22 protein-coding genes are annotated in these 26,893 nt (G+C 63.1%); 10 read left to right on the forward strand and 12 right to left on the reverse strand.

The window, feature by feature from the left end:
• Positions 1 to 24: 24 nt before the first annotated feature.
• From argE to AC0VX3_RS01045, 8 genes are all read left to right on the forward strand, one after another.
• Entirely contained in the window at positions 25 to 1,194 is a 1,170-nt protein-coding gene (gene argE / locus AC0VX3_RS01010; RefSeq protein WP_475523170.1) for an acetylornithine deacetylase, read from the forward strand.
• Positions 1,195 to 1,313: 119 nt separating this feature from the next.
• Complete coding sequence (locus AC0VX3_RS01015; protein ID WP_475523171.1) at positions 1,314 to 2,897, forward strand: ABC transporter substrate-binding protein; 1,584 nt, start codon at positions 1,314 to 1,316, stop codon at positions 2,895 to 2,897.
• A gap of 77 nt (positions 2,898 to 2,974) precedes the next feature.
• A complete protein-coding gene (locus AC0VX3_RS01020) occupies positions 2,975 to 3,949 on the forward strand; it encodes an ABC transporter permease (RefSeq protein WP_342893227.1) in 975 nt (324 codons plus the stop codon).
• A 14-nt stretch (positions 3,950 to 3,963) separates the two neighbouring features.
• Positions 3,964 to 4,941 carry an ABC transporter permease gene (locus AC0VX3_RS01025; protein WP_475523172.1) on the forward strand — a complete coding sequence of 326 codons (978 nt, stop codon included), beginning with the start codon at positions 3,964 to 3,966 and terminating at the stop codon, positions 4,939 to 4,941.
• Between the two features lie 7 nt (positions 4,942 to 4,948).
• The gene (locus AC0VX3_RS01030) at positions 4,949 to 6,670 is read left to right on the forward strand and encodes a dipeptide ABC transporter ATP-binding protein (RefSeq protein ID WP_475523173.1); all 1,722 of its coding nucleotides are present in this window, start codon (positions 4,949 to 4,951) and stop codon (positions 6,668 to 6,670) included.
• A gap of 638 nt (positions 6,671 to 7,308) precedes the next feature.
• On the forward strand, positions 7,309 to 8,892 hold the full coding sequence (locus AC0VX3_RS01035; protein ID WP_475523174.1) for an HAD family hydrolase: 1,584 nt from the start codon (positions 7,309 to 7,311) through the stop codon (positions 8,890 to 8,892).
• 279 nt (positions 8,893 to 9,171) lie between these two features.
• Complete coding sequence (locus tag AC0VX3_RS01040) at positions 9,172 to 10,971, forward strand: IlvD/Edd family dehydratase (protein WP_475523175.1); 1,800 nt, start codon at positions 9,172 to 9,174, stop codon at positions 10,969 to 10,971.
• Between the two features lie 123 nt (positions 10,972 to 11,094).
• Positions 11,095 to 11,376, forward strand: a complete 282-nt coding sequence (locus tag AC0VX3_RS01045) for an SCP2 sterol-binding domain-containing protein (protein WP_342893232.1) — start codon at positions 11,095 to 11,097, stop codon at positions 11,374 to 11,376.
• A 212-nt stretch (positions 11,377 to 11,588) separates the two neighbouring features.
• On the opposite strand, the gene AC0VX3_RS01050 is transcribed toward AC0VX3_RS01045, so the two are convergent.
• The 12 genes from AC0VX3_RS01050 to AC0VX3_RS01105 form a co-directional block, all read right to left on the reverse strand.
• Entirely contained in the window at positions 11,589 to 13,190 is a 1,602-nt protein-coding gene (locus AC0VX3_RS01050; protein ID WP_342893233.1) for a TRAP transporter large permease, read from the reverse strand.
• Between the two features lie 5 nt (positions 13,191 to 13,195).
• Positions 13,196 to 13,903 (reverse strand): TRAP transporter small permease, encoded by a 708-nt coding sequence (locus AC0VX3_RS01055; RefSeq protein ID WP_348152317.1) that lies wholly within the window; start codon positions 13,901 to 13,903, stop codon positions 13,196 to 13,198.
• Positions 13,904 to 14,013: 110 nt separating this feature from the next.
• Positions 14,014 to 15,018 carry a DctP family TRAP transporter solute-binding subunit gene (locus AC0VX3_RS01060; protein ID WP_475523176.1) on the reverse strand — a complete coding sequence of 335 codons (1,005 nt, stop codon included), beginning with the start codon at positions 15,016 to 15,018 and terminating at the stop codon, positions 14,014 to 14,016.
• A gap of 243 nt (positions 15,019 to 15,261) precedes the next feature.
• Positions 15,262 to 16,173, reverse strand: coding sequence for an RNA polymerase sigma factor SigJ (gene sigJ, locus AC0VX3_RS01065; RefSeq protein ID WP_475523177.1), 912 nt, complete (start codon positions 16,171 to 16,173; stop codon positions 15,262 to 15,264).
• A gap of 14 nt (positions 16,174 to 16,187) precedes the next feature.
• Positions 16,188 to 16,619 (reverse strand): carboxymuconolactone decarboxylase family protein, encoded by a 432-nt coding sequence (locus AC0VX3_RS01070; RefSeq protein WP_475523178.1) that lies wholly within the window; start codon positions 16,617 to 16,619, stop codon positions 16,188 to 16,190.
• A 124-nt stretch (positions 16,620 to 16,743) separates the two neighbouring features.
• Entirely contained in the window at positions 16,744 to 18,078 is a 1,335-nt protein-coding gene (locus tag AC0VX3_RS01075; protein ID WP_475523179.1) for a sigma-54-dependent transcriptional regulator, read from the reverse strand.
• A gap of 14 nt (positions 18,079 to 18,092) precedes the next feature.
• On the reverse strand, positions 18,093 to 19,877 hold the full coding sequence (locus tag AC0VX3_RS01080; RefSeq protein WP_475523180.1) for a sensor histidine kinase: 1,785 nt from the start codon (positions 19,875 to 19,877) through the stop codon (positions 18,093 to 18,095).
• Between the two features lie 199 nt (positions 19,878 to 20,076).
• Positions 20,077 to 21,189, reverse strand: coding sequence for a molybdenum ABC transporter ATP-binding protein (modC, locus tag AC0VX3_RS01085; RefSeq protein WP_475523181.1), 1,113 nt, complete (start codon positions 21,187 to 21,189; stop codon positions 20,077 to 20,079).
• The gene (modB, locus tag AC0VX3_RS01090; RefSeq protein ID WP_342893241.1) at positions 21,176 to 21,883 is read right to left on the reverse strand and encodes a molybdate ABC transporter permease subunit; all 708 of its coding nucleotides are present in this window, start codon (positions 21,881 to 21,883) and stop codon (positions 21,176 to 21,178) included. The genes modC and modB overlap by 14 nt, the downstream gene beginning before the upstream one ends.
• Positions 21,884 to 21,889: 6 nt before the next feature.
• Positions 21,890 to 22,705: a molybdate ABC transporter substrate-binding protein gene (modA, locus tag AC0VX3_RS01095; protein WP_475523182.1), complete on the reverse strand. Its 816-nt coding sequence runs from the start codon at positions 22,703 to 22,705 to the stop codon at positions 21,890 to 21,892.
• Between the two features lie 49 nt (positions 22,706 to 22,754).
• Positions 22,755 to 23,573: a carbon-nitrogen hydrolase family protein gene (locus tag AC0VX3_RS01100; RefSeq protein ID WP_475523183.1), complete on the reverse strand. Its 819-nt coding sequence runs from the start codon at positions 23,571 to 23,573 to the stop codon at positions 22,755 to 22,757.
• A gap of 7 nt (positions 23,574 to 23,580) precedes the next feature.
• Positions 23,581 to 25,188 (reverse strand): GMC family oxidoreductase, encoded by a 1,608-nt coding sequence (locus AC0VX3_RS01105; RefSeq protein ID WP_475523184.1) that lies wholly within the window; start codon positions 25,186 to 25,188, stop codon positions 23,581 to 23,583.
• Between the two features lie 146 nt (positions 25,189 to 25,334).
• Here AC0VX3_RS01105 and AC0VX3_RS01110 point away from each other — a divergent pair, with 146 nt between their 5' ends.
• Both AC0VX3_RS01110 and AC0VX3_RS01115 read left to right on the forward strand, forming a co-directional pair.
• Positions 25,335 to 25,790, forward strand: coding sequence for a DUF1203 domain-containing protein (locus AC0VX3_RS01110; protein ID WP_348152338.1), 456 nt, complete (start codon positions 25,335 to 25,337; stop codon positions 25,788 to 25,790).
• Positions 25,791 to 25,951: 161 nt separating this feature from the next.
• Positions 25,952 to 26,785, forward strand: a complete 834-nt coding sequence (locus AC0VX3_RS01115; protein WP_475523185.1) for an isocitrate lyase/PEP mutase family protein — start codon at positions 25,952 to 25,954, stop codon at positions 26,783 to 26,785.
• Positions 26,786 to 26,893 lie beyond the last annotated feature (108 nt).

The following is a 26,893-nucleotide window of genomic DNA, read 5'->3' on the forward strand; positions in this document are numbered from 1 at the left end:
CAACGTGAAACCGCCGGAGGACCTGTGAGCCGCACCTATACCCCCCGTGAAATGCTGGAGAAACTGATCTCCTTCAACACCGTGTCCGACCAAAGCAACCTCGCTCTGATCGCCTTTGTCGAAGACTATCTCGCCGGTTGGGGTGTGCCGTCGCGGCGGGTGCCGGATCCGACGGGCCAGAAAGCCGCCCTGCATGCGCGGATCGGTCCCGATGCGGACGGCGGCACCGTCCTGTCGGCGCATACCGATGTCGTGCCGGTGGCCGGCCAGAACTGGTCGCACGATCCGTTCACCGCGTGGGCGGACAACGGCCGGCTCTACGGCCGGGGGGCCGCAGACATGAAAGGATTTGCCGCAACGGTTCTGGCCAAGGTGCCGGATTTTCTCGGCGCCGACCTCCAGGTGCCGGTCCATATCGCGCTCTCCTATGACGAGGAAACCGGTTGTGACGGCGCCCGGCGCCTCATCCCTGAAATGCTGAAGCAGGGGCCGCGGCCCGCGACCGTGATCGTGGGCGAGCCGACGCTCATGAAAGTGGTCACCGGACACAAGGGCATCGTCGTTCTCAGGACCAGCATCACCGGCCATCCGGTTCATTCCAGCCAGCTGCACCGGGGTGTCTCGGCGATCTCAGTCGCGGCGAAGCTGATCGGCTGGCTGGATGCCAGGACCGCCGAGAACAGGGCAAAGGCCGATCCGGACTGTCCCTTCGAGCCGCCTTACACCACGCTGCATTGCGGAACCATTTCCGGAGGACAGGCCCACAACATCACCGCGCAGCACTGCGAATTCGTCACCGACATTCGCCAGTTGCCCGGAGACAGCGCCTCGGACTGGGTCGCCGCATATCGGGCGTTCATCGAGGACAATGTCCTGCCTGGCCTCAAGGCCGTCTCCGAGAATTGCAGGATAGACATCAGCGAACTGGCGAACGTCCCGGGGCTGGAGGAGGAAGCCGAGGGCCTGGCCGAACCGATCGCGCGGCGCCTGACCGGCGACAACGGGCGCCATGTCGTTGTCTATGCCACGGAAGGCGGCCTTTTTCAGTCGCACGGCCTGTCGACCGTCGTCTGCGGTCCGGGATCCATCGACCAGGCCCACCAGCCGGACGAATTCATCGCCCTCGACCAGTTGGACCGGTGTGCCGCATTTCTGGACAGGCTGCTCAAGGGAATGTCGCGAATTGCCGGTTGAACGGGTTTGAACCCAAACGGTTACGGTGTCATAGTTCAATTCGACATCATGGCGTCATGGCCCCGGACAGGGTCTGCAGAACCATGGGTTGCTTCCGGAAACCGGAATACGAGGGGACGATGAAAAACACAAGAATTTTGGTAGCCGCCGCACTTGTGGCGACGGGAACAGTGTCGGCTGTGCAGGCAGAGACACTCAAATTCGCCTTCCAGGGCACGCTGAACGCGCTGGATCCCTACAGTCTCAACGAGACTTTCACCCTGTCCTCGCTCGGCAATACCTATGAAGGTCTGGTCCGGCGCGGCGCCGATCTCGCCATCGAACCGGGCCTGGCGGAGCGCTGGGAGGTCGTCGATCCGAATCGCTGGCGTTTCCATTTGCGCAAGGGCGTGAAATTCCACAATGGCAGCGACTTTACCGCCGAGGACGTGGCGTTCTCGGCCGAGCGCGTGCGCTCCGAAGGGTCCGATCTGAGCACCCGCGTGCCGGCGGGCGCCAAGGTGGAGATCGTCGATGACTACACCGTCGATTTCGTTCTCGAGGGCCCGAACCCGATCCTGCACTACGAGTGGGACACGTTCTACATCATGGACAAGGAGTGGACGACCGAAAACGACGCGGTACAAGTCACCTCCGCCTCGGACACCACGCCGAACCATGCCGCGCTGCATGCCAACGGCACCGGTCCGTTCAAAGTCGCAAGTCATGAAGCCGGTGTGAAGACCGTCTACGAGAAGAACGACACCTGGTGGGACACGGCGACCCACAATCTCGACACGGTCGAGTTCACGCCGATCGGGTCGGACGCCACCCGCGTCGCCGCGCTCTTGTCAGGCGAACTGGATATGGTCTATCCGATCCCGGTTCAGGACATCAAACGCGTCAACGACAATGCCGGCACCGTGGCCCTGACCGGACCCGAGCTGCGCACGATCTTCCTTGGCATGGACCAGACCCGTGACGAACTGCTCTATTCGGATGTGAAGGGCAAGAACCCGTTCAAGGACGCCAGGGTCCGCAAGGCCTTCTACCAGGCGATCGACATCGAAGGCATCAAACGGAAAGTGATGCGTGACCTGGCAACGCCGTCCGCCATCATGATCTCGCCGTTCCTGTTCGACAAGGCCGGCGACTTCGAGCGCTACCCCTACGATCCGGAGGCAGCCAAGGCGCTTCTGGCGGAGGCCGGGTATCCGGACGGCTTTTCCACCGGCATGGATTGCCCCAACGACCGCTATGTCAACGATGAGGCCATCTGCCAGGCCGTTGCCTCCATGCTGGCAAAGATTGGCGTGACGGTGGATCTCAACGCCCAGCCAAAGGCAAAATACTTCGCCAAGATCCTGGCTTCCGGCGGGTTCGACACATCCTTCTATCTGCTCGGCTGGACTCCCGGTTCGCTCGACAGCTGGAGCATTCTCGACAACCTGATGAACTGCCGCGACGAAGCCGGCAAGGGCTCGCCTTTCAATATCGGCGGCTTCTGCGACGAGACAATCGACCGGCTCTCGGACGAGATCCTCGTGGAAATCGATCCGGAAAAGCGGAACACGCTGATTGCCGAGACCTACAAGATCAGTCACGACAACGTCTATTACATCCCGCTGCACCAGCAGGGGCTGGCATGGGGCGTCGCTGACAACATCGACCTGGTCCAGCGTGCTGACAACCAGTTCAAGTTCCGTTTCGTGACCAAGAACTGATCCTGCTGCATGGTCCCCCGGCCTCGCCGGGGGACCATGTGGATGTCAGACACACATTCGAACATTGAAGAGCTTAAATGATTGGATTTGCAACGCGCCGCTTGCTGCAGGCGATGATTGTCATGCTGGTGGTCAGCCTGCTCGCCTTCACAATGTTCCGCTTCGTCGGAGATCCGATCAATCAGATGGTTGGTGTCGAGACCTCCATCGAGGAACGCGAGGCCCTGCGTGAGCGGCTGGGGCTGAACGATCCGATCGCCGTGCAGTTCTATCACTTCCTCAGCAAGGCCGTGCGCTTCGACTTCGGCACGTCCTACCAGTTTCACCAGCCTGTTTCCGACCTCTTCGCCAAACGCATTCCAGCGACACTCGAGCTGAGTTTCGCGTCGGCGATATTCGCGCTGGCCGTTGGTGTGCCGATGGGAATCTTCGCCGGCCTCAACCGCGAGTCGGCCCTTTCGAAACTGTTTCTTTCCGTGTCGCTGATCGGCATATCGCTGCCGACCTTCTTTATCGGCATCCTGCTGATTTTCCTGTTTTCGGTCACGCTGCAATGGCTGCCGAGCTTCGGGCGGGGCGAGACCGTGCAGATAGGATCCTGGTGGACCACCGGTTTCCTGACCGTGTCCGGCCTGAAAGCGCTGATCCTGCCGTCAATCACACTCGGTCTGTACCAGATGACCCTGATCATGCGCCTGATCCGCGCCGAGATGCTGGAAGTGATCCGCACCGACTACATCAAGTTCGCCCGCGCCCGAGGCCTGCCGGACCGGCTGGTCAATTTCCGCCATGCGCTCAAGAATACAATGGTGCCCGTGATCACCATAACCGGCCTTCAACTCGGCGCGATCATCGCCTTCGCCACCATCACCGAAACGGTGTTCCAGTGGCCGGGCATGGGCCTGATGTTCCTGCAGGCGGTCCAGAACGTGGATATTCCGATCATGTCGGCCTATCTGCTGCTGACCGCCTTCCTGTTCGTGATGATCAACTTCATCGTCGACATTCTCTATTTCTTCATCGATCCGCGTCTGCGGGTCGGCCGGCCATAAGGGAGACAGCCCCCATGCCCACCGTCTCCAACGAAGAAGCCAAGGCAGCCGTCCAGGACCGTTCGGAAACCGTCGCTCCCCAGGGCCGCATGGCGCGTGCCCTCGACAGTGACCTGTTTCACGCCTTCCTGAAATCCCGGATCACGGTCGTGGCAGCCATCGGCACGCTGATCCTGTTCGCGCTCGCAGCCCTGGCGCCCTGGATCGCGCCGCATGATCCCTTCGATCTGGCGTCGATCTCCATCATGGATGCCCGTGTGCCGCCGGTCTGGATGGACTATTCCGACCCGCGCTTTCCGCTCGGCACGGATGATCAGGGCCGCGATCTCCTGTCCGGCATTTTTTACGGCATGCGAATCTCCCTGATCGTCGGCTTCTGTTCCGTCATCGCAGCGGCGGTGATCGGCATTACGCTGGGACTGATCGCGGGATATGCGGGCGGCCGCGTCGATGCGATCATCATGCGGATCGCCGATGTCCAGCTGACCTTTCCGGCAATCCTGATCGCGCTTCTGATCGACGGCATCGCGAACGGCATCGTCGGCAATCTCGACCGGGAGGTGTTCGCCTTCTACATCCTGATCGTGTCGCTGGCGCTGTCCTTCTGGGTGCAATATGCCCGCACCGTGCGCGGTTCGACCATGGTGGAGAAAAACAAGGAATATGTGCAGGCCGCCCGTGTGATCGGCATTCCGCCGGCCATCATCATGGCCCGCCACATCCTGCCGAACGTGATGGGTCCGGTGCTGGTGATCGCCACCATCAACCTGGCGCTCGCCATCGTGACCGAAGCCACGCTGTCTTTTCTCGGCGTGGGCATGCCGCCGACGCAGCCGTCTCTCGGCACCCTGATCGCGATCGGCAACGACTTTCTTTATTCGGGCGAATGGTGGATCGCGATTTTCCCGGGGCTGGCGCTGGCCTTGCTGGTTCTGAACGTCAATCTTCTGGGCGACTGGCTGCGCGACGCCCTCAATCCGAAACTGCGGTGAGACGTTCATGAGTGTTCTTGACATCAAGGATCTGACGGTCGAGTTCCCGAGCCGGAAATCCGTCTTTGTCGCGGTCGACGACGTGACGCTGAGTGTGGAGGCCGGCAAGGTGCTGGGTGTCGTCGGTGAATCGGGCGCCGGCAAATCAACGGTCGGCAATGCCGTGATCGGTCTTCTTCAGGAACCCGGACACATCGCCCGGGGCGAGATCTACCTGCACGGGGCCCGCATCGACCAGTTGCCCTACAGTGAGAAGCGCCGCTTGCGGGGCCGCAAGATCGGCATGATCTTCCAGGATCCGCTGACGTCGCTCGATCCGCTGCAGACCGTCGAGAGTCAGCTTGTGGAGACCATCCGGACCCACCTGCCGCTGTCCTCCCGCGCAGCCCGCAAGCGCGCCGTGGAGCTGATCGACGCCGTCGGCATTCCCGACCCGGGCGAACGCGTCAAGCAGTATCCGCATCAGTTTTCCGGTGGCATGCGCCAACGGGTCGTTATCGCCCTGGCCCTGTGCGCGGAGCCGGAACTGGTGATTGCCGACGAACCGACCACCGCGCTGGACGTCTCCATCCAGGCACAGATCCTGGACCTGATGAAAAAGCTCTGCGAGGAGCGCAACGTCGCCATGATGGTGATCACCCACGACATGGGCGTGATCGCGGACATCACCGACCATGTCGCCGTGATGTATCAGGGCAGACTGGTCGAATACGGCGAGACCAGACAGGTGCTGGGAACCCCGAACCATGCCTATACGCAGAGCCTGATTTCCGCGGTGCCGCGTCACGATGTCCGGGTCGAACGCTTTCCGGTGGTGAACTACATCGAGAAAGCCGGCACACCGCAGAAACAGATCGACATCTCCACACACTGGCTGGGGAAGGTGCGCGACTATGAAAAGGTCACCGGTCCGCTTGTCCAGGTCCGCGATCTCGACATGCGCTTCGAGACCCGCGGCTCGGTGTTCCCTTCGCGGCGGAAATACTTTCAGGCCGTCAGGAAAGTCAGCTTCGACATTCAGGAAGGCGAGACCTTCGGGCTCGTCGGGGAAAGCGGGTCCGGCAAATCGACCATCGCCCGCCTGATTACCGGCCTCTACCAGCCCAGCGGAGGCTCGGTCCAGTTCGGCACGACCGAACTGACCTCGCTCAAGAACCGCAAGGAAGTCCTGGCGATGCGCCGCCAGATGCAGATGATCTTTCAGGATCCCTTTTCCTCCCTCAACGCGCGCATGCGCGTCCGGCAGATCATTGCAGAGCCGATCCGGTTCCATCGTCTGGCCTCCGGCAACGCGGAAGTCCGGCAAATCGTCGACGATCTTCTGGATCACGTCGGCCTCGGTGCCCAGGCGGGCAAGAAGTTTCCGCATGAATTCTCCGGCGGCCAGCGGCAGCGCATCTCGATTGCCCGCGCGCTGGCCACCCGCCCCCGGTTTCTCATCTGCGACGAGCCAACGTCCGCGCTCGATGTGTCGATCCAGGCGCAGATCCTCAACCTGCTGAAGGATCTTCAGGAAGAACTCGGACTGACCATGCTGTTCATCAGTCACGACCTCGCCGTCATCCGGCAGATGTGCAACCGCGTCGGCGTGATGCGCAACGGAGACCTGTGCGAGGTCGCAGATTGCGACAGGCTCTTCGAGGCCCCGCAGCATGCCTACACGCGCGAACTGCTCTCGCTCATGCCGTCGCTGGACCTGCTGTCACGCGCAAACCTGGAGACTGTCTGAAAACCCGCGCCGAAACGTTTCACGTGGGCCGGCAAGTCTCTGACAGGGAGTCTTTTTTCAGATCGGGGCGAGTCGCGCCCTTGACTCTTTCCCCCCGCCGATTCCCCGGCATGCGCCTTCCGATAACCACAATCCTCTCCGGACCCGGCAGTTTTTGCCGTCCGGCGGGGAGCCCGCGGTTGCGCTGAAATCAGACGCAAACAGATCACGTCACACCTACGCTGTCGACCAAGCATTTTCAGATTGAAAATCAGGCCTCCGGATCTTGTCTGCAATATTTTTTGAAAATTGGAACGCATTTCCAGCCGACTCTCAAATATAAAATCCGGCTTATCCGGTCCCGGTAGTTCGCACTTCGGCGCCGGGCTCCGGAACGAGCGGACATCCTCCAGTTTTTTTCTGAACAATACATGAGACGGCGCCAATCTGCCGTCGAAACCATCTGTGGCCAGTGCCTGGTAATTCTCGCAGGGCACCGCGCGCTTCAAGGCAAGACCGACCGCCACGCCGACCCTGTGGCATTGCCTGCGCAAGGTCCGTCCCGCATTTTTTGCCTGTCGTTTCCGGGCGCCCTGCCGACAGGGTCTGGCGTCCTGACCAGCAACCACAGCCACATAGTCACGAGAGCCCCTCCGGCCATGCCGAAAACAGCCCTGAATTCCGCAATCTGGTATTTTTCCATGATCCTGGCCACCGCATGTCTGGTGCTGGCGAATCTGGTTGCGGTGCCGGGGTCCTGGCCGCCGGCCGGCGCGGTGTTCCTGTTCGGTGCGCACAGCGCACTGATCTACGGCATGTTTTCTTCGATCTTCTCTCTTCTCGCCCTGTCGTTCTCGCTCAATTCCGTGACAGGCCGGCCGCTGACGATCGTCACCGCACTCGCCGGCGCGTCCCTGCTGGGCACCACGCTCGTCCTGCATCACGCCGCGGGTCCCTTCGCCAGCCTGGACGGCGTCGGCGCGGGCGCCGCCAACGCGCCGGCCGTCGCAGCCGCGTTCCTGATGCTGCTGCGTGCCTTCGGCGTCGCCATTCTGCCGCCCCGCGGCGACCGCAGCGGCGTCGCGGAGGCCGGCTGGTCACTTGCACTGGCGTTTTCGGCGGCGGCTGCGTCGTGGTTATTCGCCAGTCCCGCCGCCGTACCGGCCACGCTGGCAGCGACACTGCTGCTGGCCTGGCCGAACCTGATCGACGGCATCAACGCCTTCGCCGACAAGGTCTTTCACACGGCGGCGCTCGGGTCCGGTGCCCGGGAGCTGGCACCCGGCGCCTTTACCAGAATTGCACGGGCCCGGGACATCCTGATCGACAAGGCCGCTGTCATGTCCGGCCCCGACCTGATGGTCACCAACGTGATGGCATTCAACAACGAGCCGAAAACACTGCTTGCCGTGGCCGCTTCCGCAGAGGCGCAATCCACCCACCCGGTCGCCCATGCCCTGCGCCAGCTGGCCGCGCAGTGGCACGTCGACCTCAGGCTGCCGGACCGGTTCGAACCCGCGCCCGGTCTCGGGGTCGTCGCCCTCCTGGGCGGACAGACCGTGGTGATCGGCACCCCGGACCTGCTGAAGACCCTCAGGATCGACAGTTTCACCGCCGATGCAATCGCCCGCTCGCTGGAAGCGGACGGCAAGACCGTGCTGCGCGTGGCCGTCGGCGGCCGGGTCGTCGGCGTGCTCGGTCTGGAAGGAACCCTTCGGCAGGACGCGGGTGTGACCGGGCAAGCCCTTCGCCAGGAGGGACTGGTGCCGTGGCTGGCCTGCGGTGACAGCCCGAAAACCCGGGAAGCCCTTGCCGGGATGCTGGGACTTGAGCTTCCGGAGGACCCGCAGCCGGGCGACACCGTGCACGAAGCGGCCGCCAGGTTTCCCGCTGCCTCCGCGCCGTTGGTCCTGACCCTCTCCGGGGACCGGACGCGCCTGGAGCTGCGGGGCGGCTTGTCCGGCGACGACAGCCCCGGCATCGACACGCCGCCTCCCCTGGCCGTAAGCGATACGGACGACATCGGCGCCTTTCCCGCCCTCAAGGCACTTGCCATGCGCCGCAACCTGCTGGCCGTGCATGCCCGGCGGTTGCTGCGCTGCCTTTGGGCAGCGGCGGGGATCGGCGGTGCCTGCGCGCTGCTGCCGCTTGCGGCAGCCCCGGTGCTGTTCCTCGCCTGCCTGGCCATCCTGTGGGTGTTCGCGCGGTTCTCCGTCGCCGACACCCTGAAAGGGACGGCCTGACCCGCGCTGCCTTCCCTCCCGGAACCGATTTCACAAGCCATTGCCTTTACAGCGCAGGAGAGCTGGTGTTTATCGGTTCGCAATACCAGTCGATCGAATTTGACATCTGATACCCGGTCACGGCTGGACCCCTGTTCTTTGTCAAATTCCGGAAATTGATCAGAAACAAAAACCAGTCCTGTGGCTTTGGAATTTTCAACATTTGCAGTCGTGGTCTCGGCGCGGGAATGCGATTCATGAAATCAGGCCACCATCGAACGCGTTGAGGGATGAGGCGCCATGAACGATATCAAAAAACCGGAACTGCGGTCCGCCGCCTGGTTCAACAACCCGGACAACCCGGGAATGACGGCGCTTTACATCGAGCGCTATCTGAATTTCGGCATCACCCGCGAGGAACTGCAATCCGGCAAGCCGATCATCGGCATCGCCCAGACCGGCTCGGACCTGTCGCCGTGCAACCGGCACCATCTCGAACTGGCCAAACGCGTGCGTGAAGGGATCCGCGAGGCCGGAGGCATCGCGTTCGAATTCCCGGTGCACCCGATCCAGGAAACCGGCAAACGGCCGACCGCGACCCTCGACCGGAACCTTGCCTATCTCGGCCTTGTCGAGCTGCTCTACGGCTACCCGATCGACGGCGTCGTCCTGACAATCGGCTGCGACAAGACCACGCCGGCCTGCCTGATGGCGGCGGCAACGGTCAACATTCCGGCGATCGCACTTTCCGTCGGTCCCATGCTGAACGGATGGCACAAGGGTGAACGCACCGGATCGGGGACCATTGTCTGGAAAGCCCGCGAAATGCTCGCCGCCGGCGAGATCGACTACCAGGGTTTCATGGATCTCGTTGCCTCCTCGGCGCCGTCCGTCGGCTATTGCAACACCATGGGCACGGCCACCACGATGAATTCCCTCGCCGAGGCGCTCGGCATGCAGCTTCCCGGCGCAGCGGCGATCCCGGCACCTTACCGGGAGCGCGGCGCCATCTCCTACAAGACCGGCAAGCGCATCGTCGACATGGTCCGCGAGGACATCAAGCCCTCCGACATCATGACCCGCGAAGCCTTCGAGAATGCCATCGTCGTCAACTCGGCCATCGGCGGATCGACCAACGCACCGATCCATCTGAACGGCATCGCCCGCCATCTCGGCGTCGAACTCGACAATGACGACTGGCAGGCGATCGGCCAGGACGTGCCGCTGCTGGTCAACCTGCAGCCCGCCGGCGAGTATCTCGGCGAGGACTATTTCCATGCCGGCGGCGTGCCGGCCGTCGTCGCCGAACTGATGCGCCACAAACGGCTGCCGCATCCGGACGCGATCACGGCCAATGGCAGGTCGATGGGCGACAACTGCGCCGGCATCACCACGGACCTGCCCGACGTGATCAAGCCCTACGACAAGCCGATGAAGGAGAAGGCCGGGTTCCTGAACCTGAGAGGCAACCTCTTCGACAGCGCCATCATGAAGACCAGCGTGATCTCGGAAGAGTTCCGCAACCGTTACCTGTCCGATCCGAACGATCCGGAGGCCTTCGAGGGCCGGGCGATCGTGTTCGAAGGGCCGGAGGACTACCACCACCGGATCGACGATCCGGATCTCAATATCGACGAGCATTGCATGCTGTTCATCCGCGGCACCGGCCCCATCGGCTATCCGGGCGGCGCGGAAGTGGTCAACATGCAGCCGCCGGCGGCGCTCATCAAACGCGGCATCACGGCTCTGCCCTGCATTGGCGACGGCCGGCAGTCGGGCACATCCGGGTCGCCGTCGATCCTGAATGCCTCTCCCGAAGCCGCCGCGATGGGGGGACTGGCTCTGCTGAAGACCGGGGACCAGGTCCGTATCGACCTCAGGAAGGGCACAGCCAATATTCTTGTTTCCGATGAGGAGCTTGTGAAGCGCCGTTCGGACCTGGAAGCCGCCGGCGGTTTCCCGATGGCCGAGAGCCAGACACCCTGGCAGGAAATCCAGCGTGCCATGATCGGCCAGTTCGACAAGGGCATGGTTCTGGAACCGGCCGTGAAGTACCAGGATGTGGCGCATACCAAAGGCTTGCCCAGAGACAATCACTAGGCCCGTGCGCCAGGCATCGATCCTGACCCCGTGTGTCCGCATTTCAGACTTGACGATTACGTAAACGGCATGCTTCAACGGGGCCATGACGGGCGGACGCCCACTTCAAACGGGAGAAAGACGATGTCCTTGGAACAACTGACTGAGGCTGTGCGCAAGAAAGTCGCCGACGGAGGCATAGAAGACTCCGTGAAATTCGATCTCGGCGAGACCGGCATCATCTATCTGCAAGGCTCCGAGGTGTCCAACGAGGACCAGGACGCCGACTGCACGATCAAGATGTCCGCCGAGGATCTGGCTGACCTGCTGTCCGGGGATCTGAATCCGACGGCAGCCTTCATGGGCGGCAAGATGCAGGTGGAGGGCGACATGAGCGTTGCCATGAAGCTTGGGAACATCGTCTGACCGCTCTCTGTCGAGAGATTCTGCCGGCCGGCGCCTTCGGGAGCCGGCCTTTTTTGTTGCGGCAACCACGTCCGCGACCTCGGCCCGAGGACGCGCGAAAGCCGGTCTCGAAAGCCGGTCTCGAATCCGGGCCGCTGATTTGATGAAGTCCGGACAGACAAACAAAAGCGGCGGCCCGAAGGCCGCCGCGAAGACATCTGTCGGGAGCTTTTCTACCGCGTGATGATTTCCGGTCCCATCAGACTGTAGGGCAGCCAGGTGGACAGGGCCGGGAGATAGGTGATCATCACCAGGAACAGAAGCAGGACCAGCACGAACGGCGCTGCCGCCTTGACCACCTGAACCAGGCTCATGCCGGTGATCCCCGACGTCACGAACAGGTTGAGCCCGATCGGCGGCGTGATCATGCCGATCTCCATGTTGACCACCATCAGGATGCCGAGATGGATCGGGTCGACACCGAGCTCCATGCCGATCGGGAACACCACGGGCGCCACGATCAGCAGAAGGCCGGAGGGCTCCATGAACTGGCCGCCGATCAGGAGCAGGATGTTGACCGCGATCAGGAACGTGAACCAGTTGAACCCGGCCTCGACCATCCAGTCGGTGATCACCTGCGGGATCTGTTCGGCGGTCAGCGTATGGGCGAACAACAGGGCGTTGACGATGATGAACATCAGCATGATGGTCGTCTTCGACGAATCCGTCAGGACCTTCTTGGTGTCCTTGTGGACCAGGGCCGGGAAAAACTTCCAGCCGATGTAGCCCAGATTGCGGCCCCAGATCCTGCCGCCGACCGCATAGGTGGCCGGCAGCGCCGCCGGCGAAAGACCGTGGCGCAGCATCGGATAGCCGATCAGGGCGGCCAGCAGCACCGCCGCGCTGTCAATGCCGAAAAACCCGGCTCGGTCCGTGAAGACGTGGGCGAGGGCCGACCAGACGAACATGGCGATGACAGCATAGGTGATCGTCTTGAAACCGGTGAGACCCAGTTCGCCGTCATCCTCCTTGATCCAGCCGATGCCCACAAGCGGGCCCATGTCGCGATAGACGAACAGGGCGATCAGCCCGGCATAGACGGCAGCCACCGCCGCGGCTTCGGTCGGTGTGAAGATGCCGCCATAGATGCCGCCCAGAATGATCACCATCAGGAACAGGCCGACAGCCGCTTCCGACAGTCCCGCCCAGAGCTCCTTGAACCCGGCCCAGGGTTGCGCCGGCAGGTTCTTGACGCGCGCCATGACATAGATCGCAGTCATCAGCATGAGACCGGCGATGATCCCCGGAATGACCCCGGCCAGGAACATGCGCCCGACGGAGACGTTGGTCGCGGCCGCATAGACCACCATCACGATGGAAGGCGGAATCAAGATGCCGAGCGTGCCCGCATTGGCGATGACGCCGGCGGCGAATTCCTTGGTGTAGCCCGCCTGACGCATGCCGGCGATGGCGATGGTGCCGATGGCAACCACGGTTGCCGGCGAGGATCCGGACAGTGCCGCGAACAGCATGCAGGCAAAGACACCGGCAATCGCCAGGCCGCCCCGGATCCAGCCGACCGCGTCGATGGAAAAGCGGATGATGCGCCGGGCGACGCCACCGGTCGACATGAAGCTGGAGGCGAGAATGAAGAACGGGATCGCCAGCAGGGTGAAGTTCTGCGACGCGTTGAAGAGCTGCACCGCCACCGAACTCATCGAATCGTGACTGAACAGCACGATGTAGAGCACGGCCGACAGGCCAAGCGACACGGCAATCGGAACACCGAGGAACAGAAAGCCGAACAGGAACATGAACAGGAATGCGGTTTCCATCGACCTTAATCCTTCAAGATGTCTTTGTTTTCAGCCACCAGTTCCTCCGCCTCGTGGGCGGCGATGATGGCGTCTTTCTTGCCTGTGAGGATCAGGACGAAGGCCTGGGCGGCACGATAGGCCAGAAGGGCCAGACCGATGGGCAGGATGATATAGGGCATCCAGCGCGGCACCCGTTCCCGGACCCCGAACCATTCCTGGACGAAACCGGGCCATTTCAGATCTTCCATGCCGATCGGCAACCGGTAGAACTTGTGCACGTATTCATAGGCGCCGCCCGTAGCCCCCTTGTTTTCCAGCGACAAGAGGCTGCCGAACCAGGCGGCATCGATCAGGAGCAGGGCATAGAGCATGGTGAGGGCCGCGCCGAGCAGGGCAGCGAGGCGGAACAGGGGTCTGGGCAGCAGGTTGATCACCGCGTCGACCCCCAGATGGGCGCCGATCTTGATGCCGTAGCTCATGCCGAACAGGATCAGCCAGGCAAACAGCACGCGGGTGAATTCCAGCGCGGCACCCCAGCCGGAATTGAAGCCGTAGCGGGCCACAACCTGGGAAAACGTGACAAGGGTCATCAGCGCCAGGATCGCGGCAACGATGTTTTCATCGAGGGATGCAATGAATTTCGGCGCGATCTGATCGAGAATGACATACAGGCAAAAGAACACGGCGGTTAACAAGAGCGGCCAGTAAAAGGCCAGAAACTCCGAACCCATTTTCCCATCCCCCAATTCGGGCGCTCATTGGCGAGCTTGTTTGTGGTTATGAGGAAGAAGGCCGGGCGGCCTTCTTCCAGTCTTGTTACAGTCCTGTTTCAGGCAGGAGATCAGCTGGCCTTGTTGGACGCAACCGCGGCGTCGATCACATCCTGGCCGATGTCTTCACGGAACTGATCCCAGACCGGCTTCATGGTCTCGACCCATTCGTTGCGCTGTTCCGGCGTCAGAACGCGGACTTCACCGCCGTTTTCCATGATCTTTTTCTTGTTGTCTTCGTTGATCGAGGTCGAGCGCGCGTTGTACTCGTCCGTGACTTCGTTGAAGATCGTCAGGAACTGGTCGCGGACGTCCGGCTCCAGGCTGTTGAGCCACTCGTCGGAGGTCACTGCCAGGTAGGTCAGCAGCTGGTGGTTGGTTTCGGTGGTGCCGTCCTGAACCTCGAAGAACTTCTGGGTGTAGATGTTCGACCAGGTGTTTTCCTGACCATCAACAACACCGGTCTGCAGCGCGCCGTAGACTTCCTTGAAGGCCAGCTTCTGCGCGTTGGCGCCCATGGCTTCGATCATCGCCACGGCAACGTCGGAAGTCTGTACGCGGAACTTGAGGCCCTTGGCGTCGCTCGGCACAAGCAGCGGCTTGTTGGCGGAGAACTGCTTCAGGCCGTTGAAGACATAGCCCAGACCGACAAAGCCGTAGTCGGACATTGCGCCCAGAAGTTCCTGACCCTTGTCACCCTTGGTGAAGGTGGTGACGGCATCCATGCTGGAAAACAGGAACGGCAGATCGAAAACACGGTATTTCAGCGTGTAGGATTCGAATTTGGACAGGGACGGGGCCGCAAGCTGGACGTCGCCGAGCAGCAGGGCTTCCATCACCTTGTTGTCGTCGAAGAGCTGCGACGACGGGAACACCTGCATGCAGGCCTTGCCGTCCATTTCGGAGTTGATGCGTTCGGCAAGCGCGGACGCCATTTCCCCTTTGGGGTGGCCCTGCGCGGCAACAACATGGCTGAACTTGATGACGATTTCGCCGTCACCGCAATCATCTGCGAACGCAGACGGCGCAAAGGCGAAGGACGCTGCGGCTGCAGCGGCAATTACTAGTTTTTTCATCGGATGTCCTCCCAGACATTGAAGAATGACGGCCATTGCGGCCGGACAGCGCGGTGGCTGATCGGCTCCTCAGACGCAATCCCCGTGCCAAGTGCCTCCGAGGCGTTCAAAACCGCCCGATGCCGCAGCTTGACAGAGGGCTTGCGCCCTCATCAATCCGGAGCATATCCCAAAAATGGGTGGAATCCGACACATGGCCCGTACAGTATGTGTCGATTCCGACACATACTGTACGGGCAGCTTTCACTGCCAGAGGGCGCCGCTTTCCGGGTCGTGCCGCAAGGGGCGGGTCAGCCTGACCAGCTTGTCCGGGTTGCGGATGCTGTAGATCCGGTCGATCCGGGCCTCCGTGTCATAGCCCAGTGTCATCGCCGTCACGACCCGCGATCCGTCAAAGACGGCAACGCCGCGCAGCCCGTTGATGTCGAGCAGCTCCGGGCGGCCGCTTGACCACAGGCGGCCGATGATACGGGCGACATATTTGGCAACGGCCGCGCGTCCTTCCAGAACGCGTCTGAGAGCTGCCGTCTTGCCGCCGCCATCGGAGCTGAATTGCACCGTTTCGGACAGCAGCCCCGCCAGCCGGTCCGTCGAACCGCTTTCGAGCGCCGCCAGGAAGGCGCCCAGCATACGGTCCTGGTGATCGGGTGCGGGAACGTATCTCGAGGCCGGATCCTGAAGGTGTCTGCCTGCCCGCGACACGAGCTGGCGGCATGCCTGCTCGCTCACGCCCAGCACGGCCGCCACCTCCGGGTAGGATTTGCCGAAGACCTCGCGCAACAGATAGGCCGCGCGTTCCCTGGGACTGAGCCGCTCGAGCAGCAGCAGAAAGGCCGTGGTCAGCGACTGGGCCCGGGCCAGATCGCGTTCCGGATCGGACCCGGCCTCGATCTGCAGCGGCTCGGGGATCCAGGGGCCGACATAATCGACCCGTTGCCGGTGCGCGGCCTTCAGATGGTCCAGGCAGCAGTTGGTGCAAACGGCGGTCAGGAAACCTTCCGCATTGGCGACCGGTGCCCTGTCCGCCTGGCGCCATTTCACGAAAGTGTCCTGAACGGCGTCTTCCGCGTCCGCCATGGACCCGAGCATGCGGTAGGCAAGACCGAGCAGGCGCGGACGCTGCGCGGCGAAAATATCCGTGTCCGAACGATCCATGTGCGGGACGCCTGTCAGTGATTGGAGACCTGAATGCGGTTCCAGAGATTGATCATGGCAACGGCCGAGGTGATCGCGCTGATCTGAGCATCCTGATAATGCGTCCGCAACTCGCTGCGCAGGCTTTCGTAGTCGGTGCGCGGGTCCAGCTCCGTCAAGGCCTCGGTCCAGGCGAACGCGGCCTTTTCCGCAGGCGTGAAATCGTCCACGTGGCGCCAGACGATCACGCGCTGCAGCCGCTCCTGGCTCTCGCCGTCAGCCAGGGCCTCGCCGATGTGCATCTTGACGCAATAGGCGCACTGGTTGATCTGGGACGCCCGCAGATCGATCAGGTGACGCAATTTCGGTTCCAGACCGGACTTGCCGATCTCCATGCTCGCAGCGGCAAGGCGCTTCACGATCTCCGGCACGTTTTCATGATGATTGATGGCGGCAGGGTGTGTCATGGGTGTCTTTCCATTGTGGGTCATTGACAGGGTCACACCTGATTGACGAATGGACGGACGGGTTTGTGACATGGGGCCAAAAAAATAGTCTGGAACCGGCAGCAGGAAACTTACGGCCCCGCGCTCAAACCGGCGGAGCGTCGTCCTTGCCGAGCCCGTATTTCCGCATCTTCTCGTAGAGCGTCTTGCGGGACAGGCCAAGATTTTCGTAGGTCGGCTTGATGGCGCCGTCGTTGCGTTTGAGTTCGGCGGTGATCAGGGCCCGCTCATAGGCGGCGACCTGCCCGAACAGGGTCGCGCCGGCGCCTCCGGCAGGTTCGGTGACCTGCTCCACCCCGAGCACGAACCGGTCGGCGACATTGCGCAATTCGCGCACGTTGCCGGGCCAGTCCCGGGTCATCAGACCGGCCAGGTATTCCTCGCTGATATCCGGGATTTCCCGCCGGTAGCGCGCCCGGGCCTCCACCGCGAGATGCTGGAACAGAAGCGGAATGTCCTGCAGCCGGTCGCGCAGCGGCGGGATGACGACATTGACCACATTGAGCCGGTAGAACAGGTCGAGACGGAAGCGGCCCTCGTTGCCCGCCGTTTCAAGGTCTTCCTTGGTGGCCGCGATGAAGCGCACATCGAGTTCGATCGCCGTGTTGGAGCCGAGCCGCTCGATGGTACGGGACTCGATCACCCTGAGGAGCTTGACCTGAAGTTCCTGCGGCATGGATTCGATCTCGTCGAGAAAAACCGTTCCGCCATGGGCATGTTCCAGCTTGCCGATACGCCGGCCGCTGGCGCCCGTGAAGGCGCCTTTCTCGTGGCCGAACAGTTCCGATTCGATGATCTCGGCGGGCAGCGCGCCGCAATTGAGCGCAACAAACGGCTTGCTGCGGCGCGGCCCCTCGTCATGCAGAGCCCGCGCGACCACCTCCTTGCCCGACCCGGTCTCGCCCAGGATGAGAACATCCGCGTCGGTCGATGCCAGCGCGGTGACATTGCGCCGGAGCAGGTCCATGGCGGAGGTCCGCCCGACCAGCCGGCTTTCCAGACCGGTGCGGTCCGCCAGTTCCTCGCGCAGCTTGCGGTTTTCCAGGACAAGCCGCCGCTTGTCCAGCGCGCGCTCGGCCACGGAGGCAAGACGCGCCACCGAAAACGGCTTTTCCATGAAATCATAGGCACCGGCGCGCATAGCCTCAACGGCCAGCGGCACGTCGCCGTGGCCCGTTATCAGCACGACGGGCAAGGCCGGATCGATCTCGAAAGCCTTTCGCATCACCTGGAAACCGTCTGTTCCGGGCATGCGGATGTCGGTCACCAGGACACCGTAGAAGCCCCGGTTGATCCGCTCCAGCGCGTCCGCCGGAGACCCGGTCGCGAACACTTCGTGACCGGACAACTCCAGCCCCTGGCTCAGGGAGCCGCGCAGGTCCTCTTCATCGTCGATCAGCAGGACTGTGGCCTGATCCATGAGCCTCTTTCTTGTTATTCCGCCGCCAGAACGCCCTGGTCCGCGACCGGCAGGCGCATGGCGAATTCCGCACCGCCACTATCCCGATTCGCCGCTTTCAGCGACCCGGAAAAGTCATGGACGATCTTGTAGGCAATGGACAGACCGAGGCCGAGCCCCGCGCCGACATCCTTGGTCGTGAAAAAGGGATCGAAAATCTGCGGCATGTCCTCGGCGTGGATGCCCGGGCCGTTGTCGCTTACCGTCAGCACGGCCACGTCCCCTTCCCGGTGCAATGCCAGCCGGACCTGCGGAGACGGCACACCGCCGACCGCGTCGAGGGCGTTGGACAGGAGATTGATGACCACCTGCTCCAGACGGATGCGCCCGCCCTTGACGATGATGTCCTCTCCGGGCACGTCGATCTCCAGCCGCACATTGCTGCGCTTGATTTGCGGTTGAAGCAGCAGTGCCGTTTCGTCGATGACCTGGCGCAGGGACACCGGCCTGATGTCCGTGCCCGACTTGCGGGTGAACCCCTTCAGGGTCTTCGCGATCTCGGCCATGCGGGTCACCATGCCCTCGATCCGGGCGAGATTCGCCTTGGCCTCGGGCGCGCGGCCCCGTTCGATCAGCATGCCGGCGATTTCCGCATCCGACCGGATGGCGGCGAGAGGCTGGCTGTATTCGTGGCTCAACGCCGCCGACATCCTTCCCAGCGTTGCCAGTTTGGCAGCCTGTACCAGTTCGGCCTGGGTCAGGCGCAGACTGGCCTCGGCCTGCTCGCGTTCGCGCACTTCCTGCTCCAGGCGGACATTCGCCTTGCGCAGATCCGCGGTCCGGCTCTGCACACGGCGCTCCAGCCGCAGGGCCTCCGCCCTGGCCCGCCGTTCCTGGCGGACGAATTCGGCGCGACGGGCGATCAGGGTCGCAATCCCGCCCGCGGCGATCACACAGACCAGCAGCGCCACCAGAAGCGCCCAGCCGGATCTGTGACGCGCATCCTCGATGGCGACCTGCGAGCGGACCTGCCAGCCCAGCGCCGCGACATTCTTGCCGAGACGCAGGTGGTAATCCGGCGCGATCGCCGGCGGCAGCAGCAGCTTCAGTCGCCCGGTCGCGGACATCCCGGCGATGTTGCGCCCCGTATCGAGCGCATCAACCTGCTTGCCGCGCCACTCGGGCACGTTGGTGACCACCACCCGGCCGCTGGTATCCAGCGCGAAGATCGTGTCCTTGCTGAGCGCCCAGGCCTGCTCGACATCGTCCAGGCTGACCCTGACCGCCAGCACCCCGACAATCGTGTGACCCCGGCGCAATGGCGAGGCGAACACGTAGTTCGAGGAGGTCTCCGGGGTTCCGATTATCAATTGACGGCCGAGCTGCCCCTGCATGGCCTGATTGAAGGCCTGCCGGATTTTCTCCGCGCCGCCGATCGACCCGGCGGAAACGCCGTCCCGGCTGGAGACCACAACATTGCCGCCGGCATCCATCAGCCAGACTTCCTCCGCACCCGACATGCCGGCGGCAATCGCGGTGATGCCCGGATCCGGTGCCGCGCCCTGTCGGGACAGCAATTTGACGGTGTTGCTTTCCCGCGCAAGCAGCGGTGACAGCAGGCGAAACTTGTCGAGAAGCTGTTCGAGCACCGCCGTCTGCACCGCAAGATTGGCTTTGGCGCCGGTCTCCAGCTCCGCGAGCGTGATCCGCAGGCTCGCGTGCCCCGTCAGCCACAGGATCAGAAGTGTCGCCGCGACCAGCACCGAACCGATTCCGATCTTCAGCTTGCGCCAGGTTCTGCGCTGGGGTCTGCTCAACATGGCCCCAGTATACCCCGGCTGATCCCCTGGTGGAACAAAGTCAAAGGCATGGCCTGCATCAAAAGAACACTTTCCGGTCATGGTGACGTTGCGATTGCCCGGTTCGGCTCGCCCGGCAACGCGCGATCCGGGGCATCTTGCAGGCGGTGAACCGCCGCGGATGGGCCGGACAGATGTTTCAGCATGATCGGGAAGAGTTCTAGTCGGCCGGAGAAAAGACCGGCGCCGGCACCCGTTGGCGCCGGTCGATGGCAACGCTCTTGATCAGCACCGTGACGGTCTTGCCCGTGTGAAGGCCCAGGTCCGCTACGGAAGCCCGCGTGATCCGGGCGCGGAGGGTCTGGCCGCTGACCGTACACAGGATTTCGGCATAGGGCCCGGTCTCGCTGGAGATGCTGCTGATCGTCGCGGCAAACGCATTGCGGATCGACAGGCCCTCGGGCGGCTTGACGGCCAGGGCGACGTCCCTTGCCCGAATGCGCAGGCGTACGGCCTCGCCGACGCCGGCCACCCGGTCCGGAATCTGCAGGACCGCGCCGCCGATGTCGACGTCGGTCAGGCCCCATTCGGGATCGAACCCGGCCACGGTCCCTTCAAGCAGCGCGCCGGCCTCGTGGCGCCCGGTCGCGCGGCCGAGATCGGTGCGCGCCAGCATGTCGGCCGCCGGACCGAAGGCCGGTGTGCGGCCTTCCGACAGGATCACCAGCGTGTTGGACAGGCGCGCGACCTCCTCGATGGAGTGGCTGACATAGAGGATCGGAATGCCGGCTTCCCCGCAGAGGCGATCCAGGTAGGGCAGAATGTCGTTGCGCCGGCCCTGGTCGAGATTGGCCAGCGGCTCGTCCATGATCAACAGCCTTGGGTCGGACAGGAGTGCGCGGCCGATGGCCACGCGTTGTTTCTCGCCGCCCGACAGGGTCCGAGGCATCCGGTCAAGCAGGCCGCCGAGGCCAAGCAGGTCCGTGACCTCGCCCATGTCTCTTGTCCCCCGGCGCCGGCCGGCCCAGCGCGCGTAGGTCAGGTTGGCCTTCACGCTCAGATGCGGAAACAGCCGGGCATCCTGAAAGACATGACCGACATGGCGCGCCCGGACCGGCAGGTCGATGCCCCTGTCCGCATCGAACAGCGTGGTGCCGTTGACGGAAATCCGTCCACTGCGGGGCCTGATCAGCCCCGCGATCATGTTGGTCAAGGTGGTCTTGCCGGCGCCGGACTGGCCGAACAGCGAGGTGACACCGCCGCTGCTGCGGAAACAGGCTTCAAGGTCCAGTTGACCGATCCGGCCCGTGATGTCGACATCAAGCATGCCCACCTCCAACGCGCGCCCGCAAGCGGCGGGCCAGCACCTCGGACGCGATCAGGGCGGCAAACGCCACGACCACAGCGATCAGGGTGAGCCGGAAGGCGGCCAGATCGCCACTGGGGGTCTGGGTCGCCGTATAGAGCGCCAGCGCCAGGGTGCGGGTCTCGCCGGGAATGTTCGACACGAAGGTGATGGTGGCGCCGAATTCACCCATCGCCTTGGCGAAACCCAGGATGGCGCCGCCGAGAATGCCGGGCAGGGCAAGCGGCAGGGTGACCGTCACAAACGCGATCAGGCGGTGCGCCCCGAGCGACCTGGCCGCCTCTTCCAGTTTCGGATCCACCGCCTCGAAGGAAATGCGGATCGGCCTGACCATCAACGGGAAGGCCATGACACCGGCGGCCAGCGCCGCACCGGTCCAGTTGAAGGCGAAGCTGATGCCGAGGGTGTTTTCCAGGAACGCGCCCGCAAAGCCCTTGCGGCCGAAGGCGAGCAACAGGACATATCCCGTGACAACGGGCGGCAGAACCAGCGGCAGATGCACCAGCGCATTGACGATGCCATGACCCGCGAAACGGGTCCTGGCCAGCAGAAAGGCGACCAGAACGGCAAGCGGCAGCGCGACCAGAAGGGCGGCGGCGGCAACCTTGAGCGTCAGGACAAGTGCCTGCCATTCAGCGGGCTGAAGATTGAAGAAATCCACGTGCGGTCAGTCTGCTGTTTCCGGTCCCGGGCCGGTGATGGATTGCCCGGGTGTCGCTTCGTTATCGGCCACAAAGCCGAAGGAACGCAAGATTTCCTTTGCGGCGGGTCCTGAGAGAAACTCCAGATAGGCCTGCGCGGCCGGATGCCGGCCGGTGGCGGTCAATGCCGCCAGATAGCGGATCGGCGGATGACTGTCCCGTGGAAACTCATGGACGATGGCGACATCCGGTTCGACCAGGGCATCCGTCCGGTAGACCAGCCCGAGCGGCGTGTCGCCACGGGCGACCGACGCCAGGGCGACCCGGACGTTTTCCATCGGCGCGAGCGCGCCTGACACCGATTGCCACAGGCCCGAAGCCTCAAGAGCGGCCTTGCCGTAGCGGCCGGCCGGCACGGTATCCGGATCGGCCATCGCCAGGCGGTGACTGTCAAGCCGTTCTGCAAGATCCCCGGCCACCGGCGTCAGCGGCACGCTGCCTTTCGGTCCGATCAGGACGAGGGCATTGGAGGCGAACTCCACGACCGTTTCGGCCCTGACCGACCCGGCCTGCCGGACGTAGTCCATCCAGGCGGCGTCCGCGGACACGAAGACATCCGCCGGGGCACCGGCTTCCACCTGCCGGGCGAGCGTGCCCGTGCCGGCGAAGGAGAACACCAGCGGTGTTCCGGTTTCCGCCATGAACGCCGTGCCAATCTTTTCCAGAACCTCGCGCGTGCTGGCGGCCGCAAAAACGGTAAGAGGCCGGTCCGCATGCGCAGGCAAGCCCGCAAGCGTCGAAAGGATCAAGGCCGTCAAAAAGCCCAGCAGGTATCTGCCCATGCCGCTAATCCTGGCATCCTTCGGCGCGATCTCCGCATTCCGAAAGGACTCAATAGTCGGAAGACCTTTTTCGCTTGTCACGATAGATACCTCCCTCTCGCGCTTTGGCGCGCCAGGGCCGGGCCCTGGCAAGCGCCACTTCATAGGCCGGATCCTCCCTGTCCAGTTCCGCGACGGCGAAAGCGTCATCGTTTTTCTGAACCGCCTGGGTGATCGGGTCTCCCTCGGGTCCGCATATGAAGGCCGGATATTTGTGGGCCTTTTGCGCTGGCGGCGATGCAATGATCCAGTAACAGTTCGAATATGCATGTGCCTGAAGTGCCGTCTTGAATTGCTGCGTAATCCCATAACTCGCGAAGAGGACTGCGTCCGCACCGAGCCGTTCATACTCGGCAAACAGTTCCGGAAAGGCGGCTTCAATGCAGATGGCACAGCCGAAGCGGAAGCTGTCGATCGTCACCACGAGTGGATCGGTTCCCGGCATGTACCAGTCGTTGACCTCGGAATTGGACAGAAATCGCTTGTCGTAGCGGCCGGTAATCAGGCCCTGATCCGAAATGACAACGAGGCTGTTGGTCGGGTGTTTTCGTTCCGAAACCGGATGTGCGGAACCGACAACGGCATGGATACCGCAAGTCTTGCAGGTGGCGGCAATCTCGGCCAATTCGCGATCCAGCTGCGCCCAGTCGTATCTCAGCCAGTCGGACGGCGCGGCCACCTGGACCTTGGAGTAGCCGGACAGGGCGCCTTCGCAAAACAGGACGAGACGAACCTGCCGCTCCGCCGCCTGCCGGATGCTCTCGCGGATGGTTCTGCCGTTTTCGGCAACGTCTGCGGAGACGAAGGTTTGGGCTGCGGCGACCTTCATTTCCTGTTCAAGCCCGCCGGTCCTGCCGGATCATGTCGGCCCCCTTCTCGGCGATCATCACGGTCGGGGCATTGGTGTTGCCGGAGGTGATCGTCGGCATGACGGAGGCATCGACGACGCGGATGTTGTCGAAACCGCGCAGACGCAACCGGCCGTCGACGACGGAGCCTTCGTCCGTGCCCATGCGGCAGGTGCTGACGGGATGAAAGATCGTCGTGCCGATATCGCCCGCCGCCCGCACCAGGTCGTCTTCGTCGGTGTAGTCCGGACCGGGCAGATATTCCTCCGGCTGATACGGTTGCATGGCGGGCGCCGCCATGATCCTGCGGGTCAGGCGAATGGCGTCGGCCGCAACACGCCGGTCGGCCTCGGCGGACAGGTATTTCGGCAGGATTTCCGGCTGGTCGCCACGATCCGGCGAGGTGATATGGACATGGCCGCGGCTTTCCGGACGCAGGTTGCAGACGCTCGCGGTCATGGCGGGAAACGGGTGCAGCGGCTCACCGAACTTCGACAACGACAACGGCTGCACGTGATATTGCACGTTGGCGGTCTCGAAGGACGGGTCGGTTCTGGCGAAAACGCCGAGCTGGCTCGGGGCCATGGCCATCGGCCCGGACCTCTTGAGCAGATATTCCAGGCCGATTTTCGCCTTGCCGACCCAGGATCTGGCCATCTCGTTCATGGTCAGCGCGTTGCGGACCTTGAAGACCGGTCTGAGCTGAAGATGGTCCTGAAGGTTCTCTCCGACGGAGGGCAGGGCGTGGCGCGTCTCGACCCCGGCCTTGCCCAGGACGTCCGGATTGCCGATGCCGGACAATTCCAGAAGCTGGGGCGAGCCGATCGCGCCTGCGGCAAGGATCAGTTCTCCCGTGATCGCAAGGCTTGCGGGTTCTCCGCCGACGCTCATGTCCAGTCCACTCGCCACGCCGTTTTCAAACTGGATCCGGTCGACATGCGCTTCCGTCAGAACCTGAAGATTGGGCCTGTTTCTCGCGGGCCGCAGAAACGCCTTGGTGCCGTTCCAGCGCAAGCCGGACTTCTGGGTCACCTGGAAATAGGCGGAGCCGAAATTGTCGCCACCGTTGAAATCCGCGGTCTTGGGGATGCCGTTCTGTTCACAGGCATCGCGGAATGCGTCGAGAAGCTCCCAGGAGATGCGCTGCTCCTCGACCCTCAGGTTGCCGCCCTGGGCGTGCACGTCGTTGTCCCAGGCGTAATGATCCTCGGACTTGCGGAAATAGGGCAGGACATCGTCCCAGCTCCAGCCGCTCAGGCCAAGCTGGCGCCAGTGATTGTAGTCGCGGGCCTGGCCGCGCATGTAGATCATGCCATTGATCGACGAGGATCCGCCCAGGACCTTGCCGCGCGGGTAGACCAGCGAACGCCCGTTCAGTCCCGGGTCCGCCGCCGTTTTGAACCCCCAGTCCACGCGCGGATTGCCCATGCAATGCAGGTATCCGACGGGAATGTGGATCCAGATATAGTTGTCGCTCTTGCCGGCCTCCAGCAGCAGAACCCTGACATCCGGATCCTCGGACAGCCGGTTGGCCAATACGCAGCCCGCCGTTCCCGCGCCGACAATCACATAATCCCACGCACCCAGATCGCGCATGTTTCCTCCGAGGTTCTGTTTCGTGAAAACAGACACGGCGCAGCGGACGCGGTCAAGTCACCCGTTCAGACGGGCCTCGCAAATCGGGTCGCTGCTGCGTTTGCCGCCGCCTAAGGTCGCCTCTCACCCTTCCAGGAGACCTACCGATGTTTCAGATCCATCCCCTGCCCGCCGCCGAATTCGCGCACCTCAACGGTCTTTCGGACCCGGATCTCGCGGCGCGCAACGTGCAGGTTCACATTTCCGACGGCGCTTTCCCCTGCCGTGTTTCCCTGGCCGATGCCGCCGCGGGCGAGCGGGTGTTCCTGCTCAATTTCGAGCATCAGCCGGGCGACACGCCGTACCGTTCCCGGCACGCGATCTTCGTGAAGGAAGGAGCCGTTGAAACCCGTCCGGCACCCGGTGCCGTGCCCGAGGCCATCACCTGCCGCCTGCTTTCGGTGCGGGCCTTCGACAAGAGCGATGACATGATCGACGCCGAAGTGGTCGAAGGCACCGATGCCGGTCGCCAGATCTCGACCTTCTTCGACAACCCGCAAGTGGCCTATATCCATCTGCATTTTGCCCGGCGCGGCTGCTTTGCAGCGAAAGTCACCCGGTAAACGGTGTGAAGCGCGGGCTTTTTCCCGGTCAACCGGTTCCTGAAAACCGGTCTGACCGGACCTTGGCGCGGTGACCGCAGGTCGCACATAATGGAACCGCATTGTGTCTTTAATCTTTAAGGGTGCATTATACAATTTCGCCACCATAAGGAGAGATGGCCATGCAGACCGTTGCCGAACGCCGTGCCGCCTTCAAAGCGCTTCACGAAACAGGACGGGCCTTCCTGATGCCGAATCCGTTCGACACCGGGACCGCACGTATCCTGGACGGGTTGCGGTTCGATGCCCTGGCAACGTCCAGTGCGGGTTATGCCTGGACGCGCGGTGTCAGGGACGCGGAAGGTCTGATCAGCAGGGATCTGGCGCTTGCGCACGCCGCCGAGATCCTCGGCGCCACGAACCTGCCGGTGAACGGCGACCTGGAAAACGGTTTCGGCAACGCTCCCGAGGACGTCGCCGACACGATCAGGGCGGCCATCGAGACAGGTCTCGCGGGCTGTTCGATCGAGGATTACACCACCGACCCCGCGCATCCCTATTATGCCCACGACCTGGCAGTGGACCGGATCAGAGCGGCCGCCGAGGCGAAGAACGCCCTGGCACCGGATTTCGTCCTGACCGCGCGCAGCGAGGGGCCGGTCCAGACACCTTATGAGCTGGAAGAAACAATCCGGCGTCTGAATGCCTTCGTCGAGGCCGGTGCCGACTGTGTCTACGCACCGCAACTGAAGGACAAGGACCAGATTGCCGCCATACTGAATGCGGTGAATGCGCCCCTGAACATCCTTGCGGGCCGCAGGAACTTCCATCTGACCCGCAAGGAACTGGGGGACATGGGCGTGACCCGCGTTTCCATCGGGTCCGGCCTTGCCCGGGTCGCCTACAAGGCCTTTACCGAAGCGGCGGTGGACATCAAGGATGGCGGTGCCTTCGGCAGTTTCGACAGGATGAACGACACCGTCGATTTCGAATCCTTCATGAAGGCGAAGCCCTGAGTGACACGAATGCCGGCGCGATCGCCGGCAGCCCGGCAAAGGCGCAACCGTCCCGTGACATGCCAGGTCACGGGACGATGCGTGCATGCCGGAGATTCGGGTCAAGCG

The sequence above is a fragment of the Roseibium sp. QJM3NY_11 genome, from assembly GCF_056173175.1.

Coding starts and splice junctions, on each gene's coding strand:
- AC0VX3_RS01025 (WP_475523172.1), top strand. CDS start 3,964: ATGCCCACCGTCTCCAACGAAGAAGCCAAGGCAGCCGTCCAGGACCGT.
- AC0VX3_RS01080 (WP_475523180.1), bottom strand. CDS start 19,877: ATGTTGAGCAGACCCCAGCGCAGAACCTGGCGCAAGCTGAAGATCGGA.
- AC0VX3_RS01105 (WP_475523184.1), bottom strand. CDS start 25,188: ATGCGCGATCTGGGTGCGTGGGATTATGTGATTGTCGGCGCGGGAACG.
- AC0VX3_RS01045 (WP_342893232.1), top strand. CDS start 11,095: ATGTCCTTGGAACAACTGACTGAGGCTGTGCGCAAGAAAGTCGCCGAC.
- AC0VX3_RS01110 (WP_348152338.1), top strand. CDS start 25,335: ATGTTTCAGATCCATCCCCTGCCCGCCGCCGAATTCGCGCACCTCAAC.
- AC0VX3_RS01030 (WP_475523173.1), top strand. CDS start 4,949: ATGAGTGTTCTTGACATCAAGGATCTGACGGTCGAGTTCCCGAGCCGG.
- AC0VX3_RS01055 (WP_348152317.1), bottom strand. CDS start 13,903: ATGGGTTCGGAGTTTCTGGCCTTTTACTGGCCGCTCTTGTTAACCGCC.
- sigJ (WP_475523177.1), bottom strand. CDS start 16,173: ATGGATCGTTCGGACACGGATATTTTCGCCGCGCAGCGTCCGCGCCTG.
- AC0VX3_RS01015 (WP_475523171.1), top strand. CDS start 1,314: ATGAAAAACACAAGAATTTTGGTAGCCGCCGCACTTGTGGCGACGGGA.
- AC0VX3_RS01115 (WP_475523185.1), top strand. CDS start 25,952: ATGCAGACCGTTGCCGAACGCCGTGCCGCCTTCAAAGCGCTTCACGAA.
- AC0VX3_RS01100 (WP_475523183.1), bottom strand. CDS start 23,573: ATGAAGGTCGCCGCAGCCCAAACCTTCGTCTCCGCAGACGTTGCCGAA.
- AC0VX3_RS01020 (WP_342893227.1), top strand. CDS start 2,975: ATGATTGGATTTGCAACGCGCCGCTTGCTGCAGGCGATGATTGTCATG.
- modA (WP_475523182.1), bottom strand. CDS start 22,705: ATGGGCAGATACCTGCTGGGCTTTTTGACGGCCTTGATCCTTTCGACG.
- AC0VX3_RS01060 (WP_475523176.1), bottom strand. CDS start 15,018: ATGAAAAAACTAGTAATTGCCGCTGCAGCCGCAGCGTCCTTCGCCTTT.
- AC0VX3_RS01070 (WP_475523178.1), bottom strand. CDS start 16,619: ATGACACACCCTGCCGCCATCAATCATCATGAAAACGTGCCGGAGATC.
- AC0VX3_RS01075 (WP_475523179.1), bottom strand. CDS start 18,078: ATGGATCAGGCCACAGTCCTGCTGATCGACGATGAAGAGGACCTGCGC.
- AC0VX3_RS01040 (WP_475523175.1), top strand. CDS start 9,172: ATGAACGATATCAAAAAACCGGAACTGCGGTCCGCCGCCTGGTTCAAC.
- AC0VX3_RS01035 (WP_475523174.1), top strand. CDS start 7,309: ATGCCGAAAACAGCCCTGAATTCCGCAATCTGGTATTTTTCCATGATC.
- AC0VX3_RS01050 (WP_342893233.1), bottom strand. CDS start 13,190: ATGGAAACCGCATTCCTGTTCATGTTCCTGTTCGGCTTTCTGTTCCTC.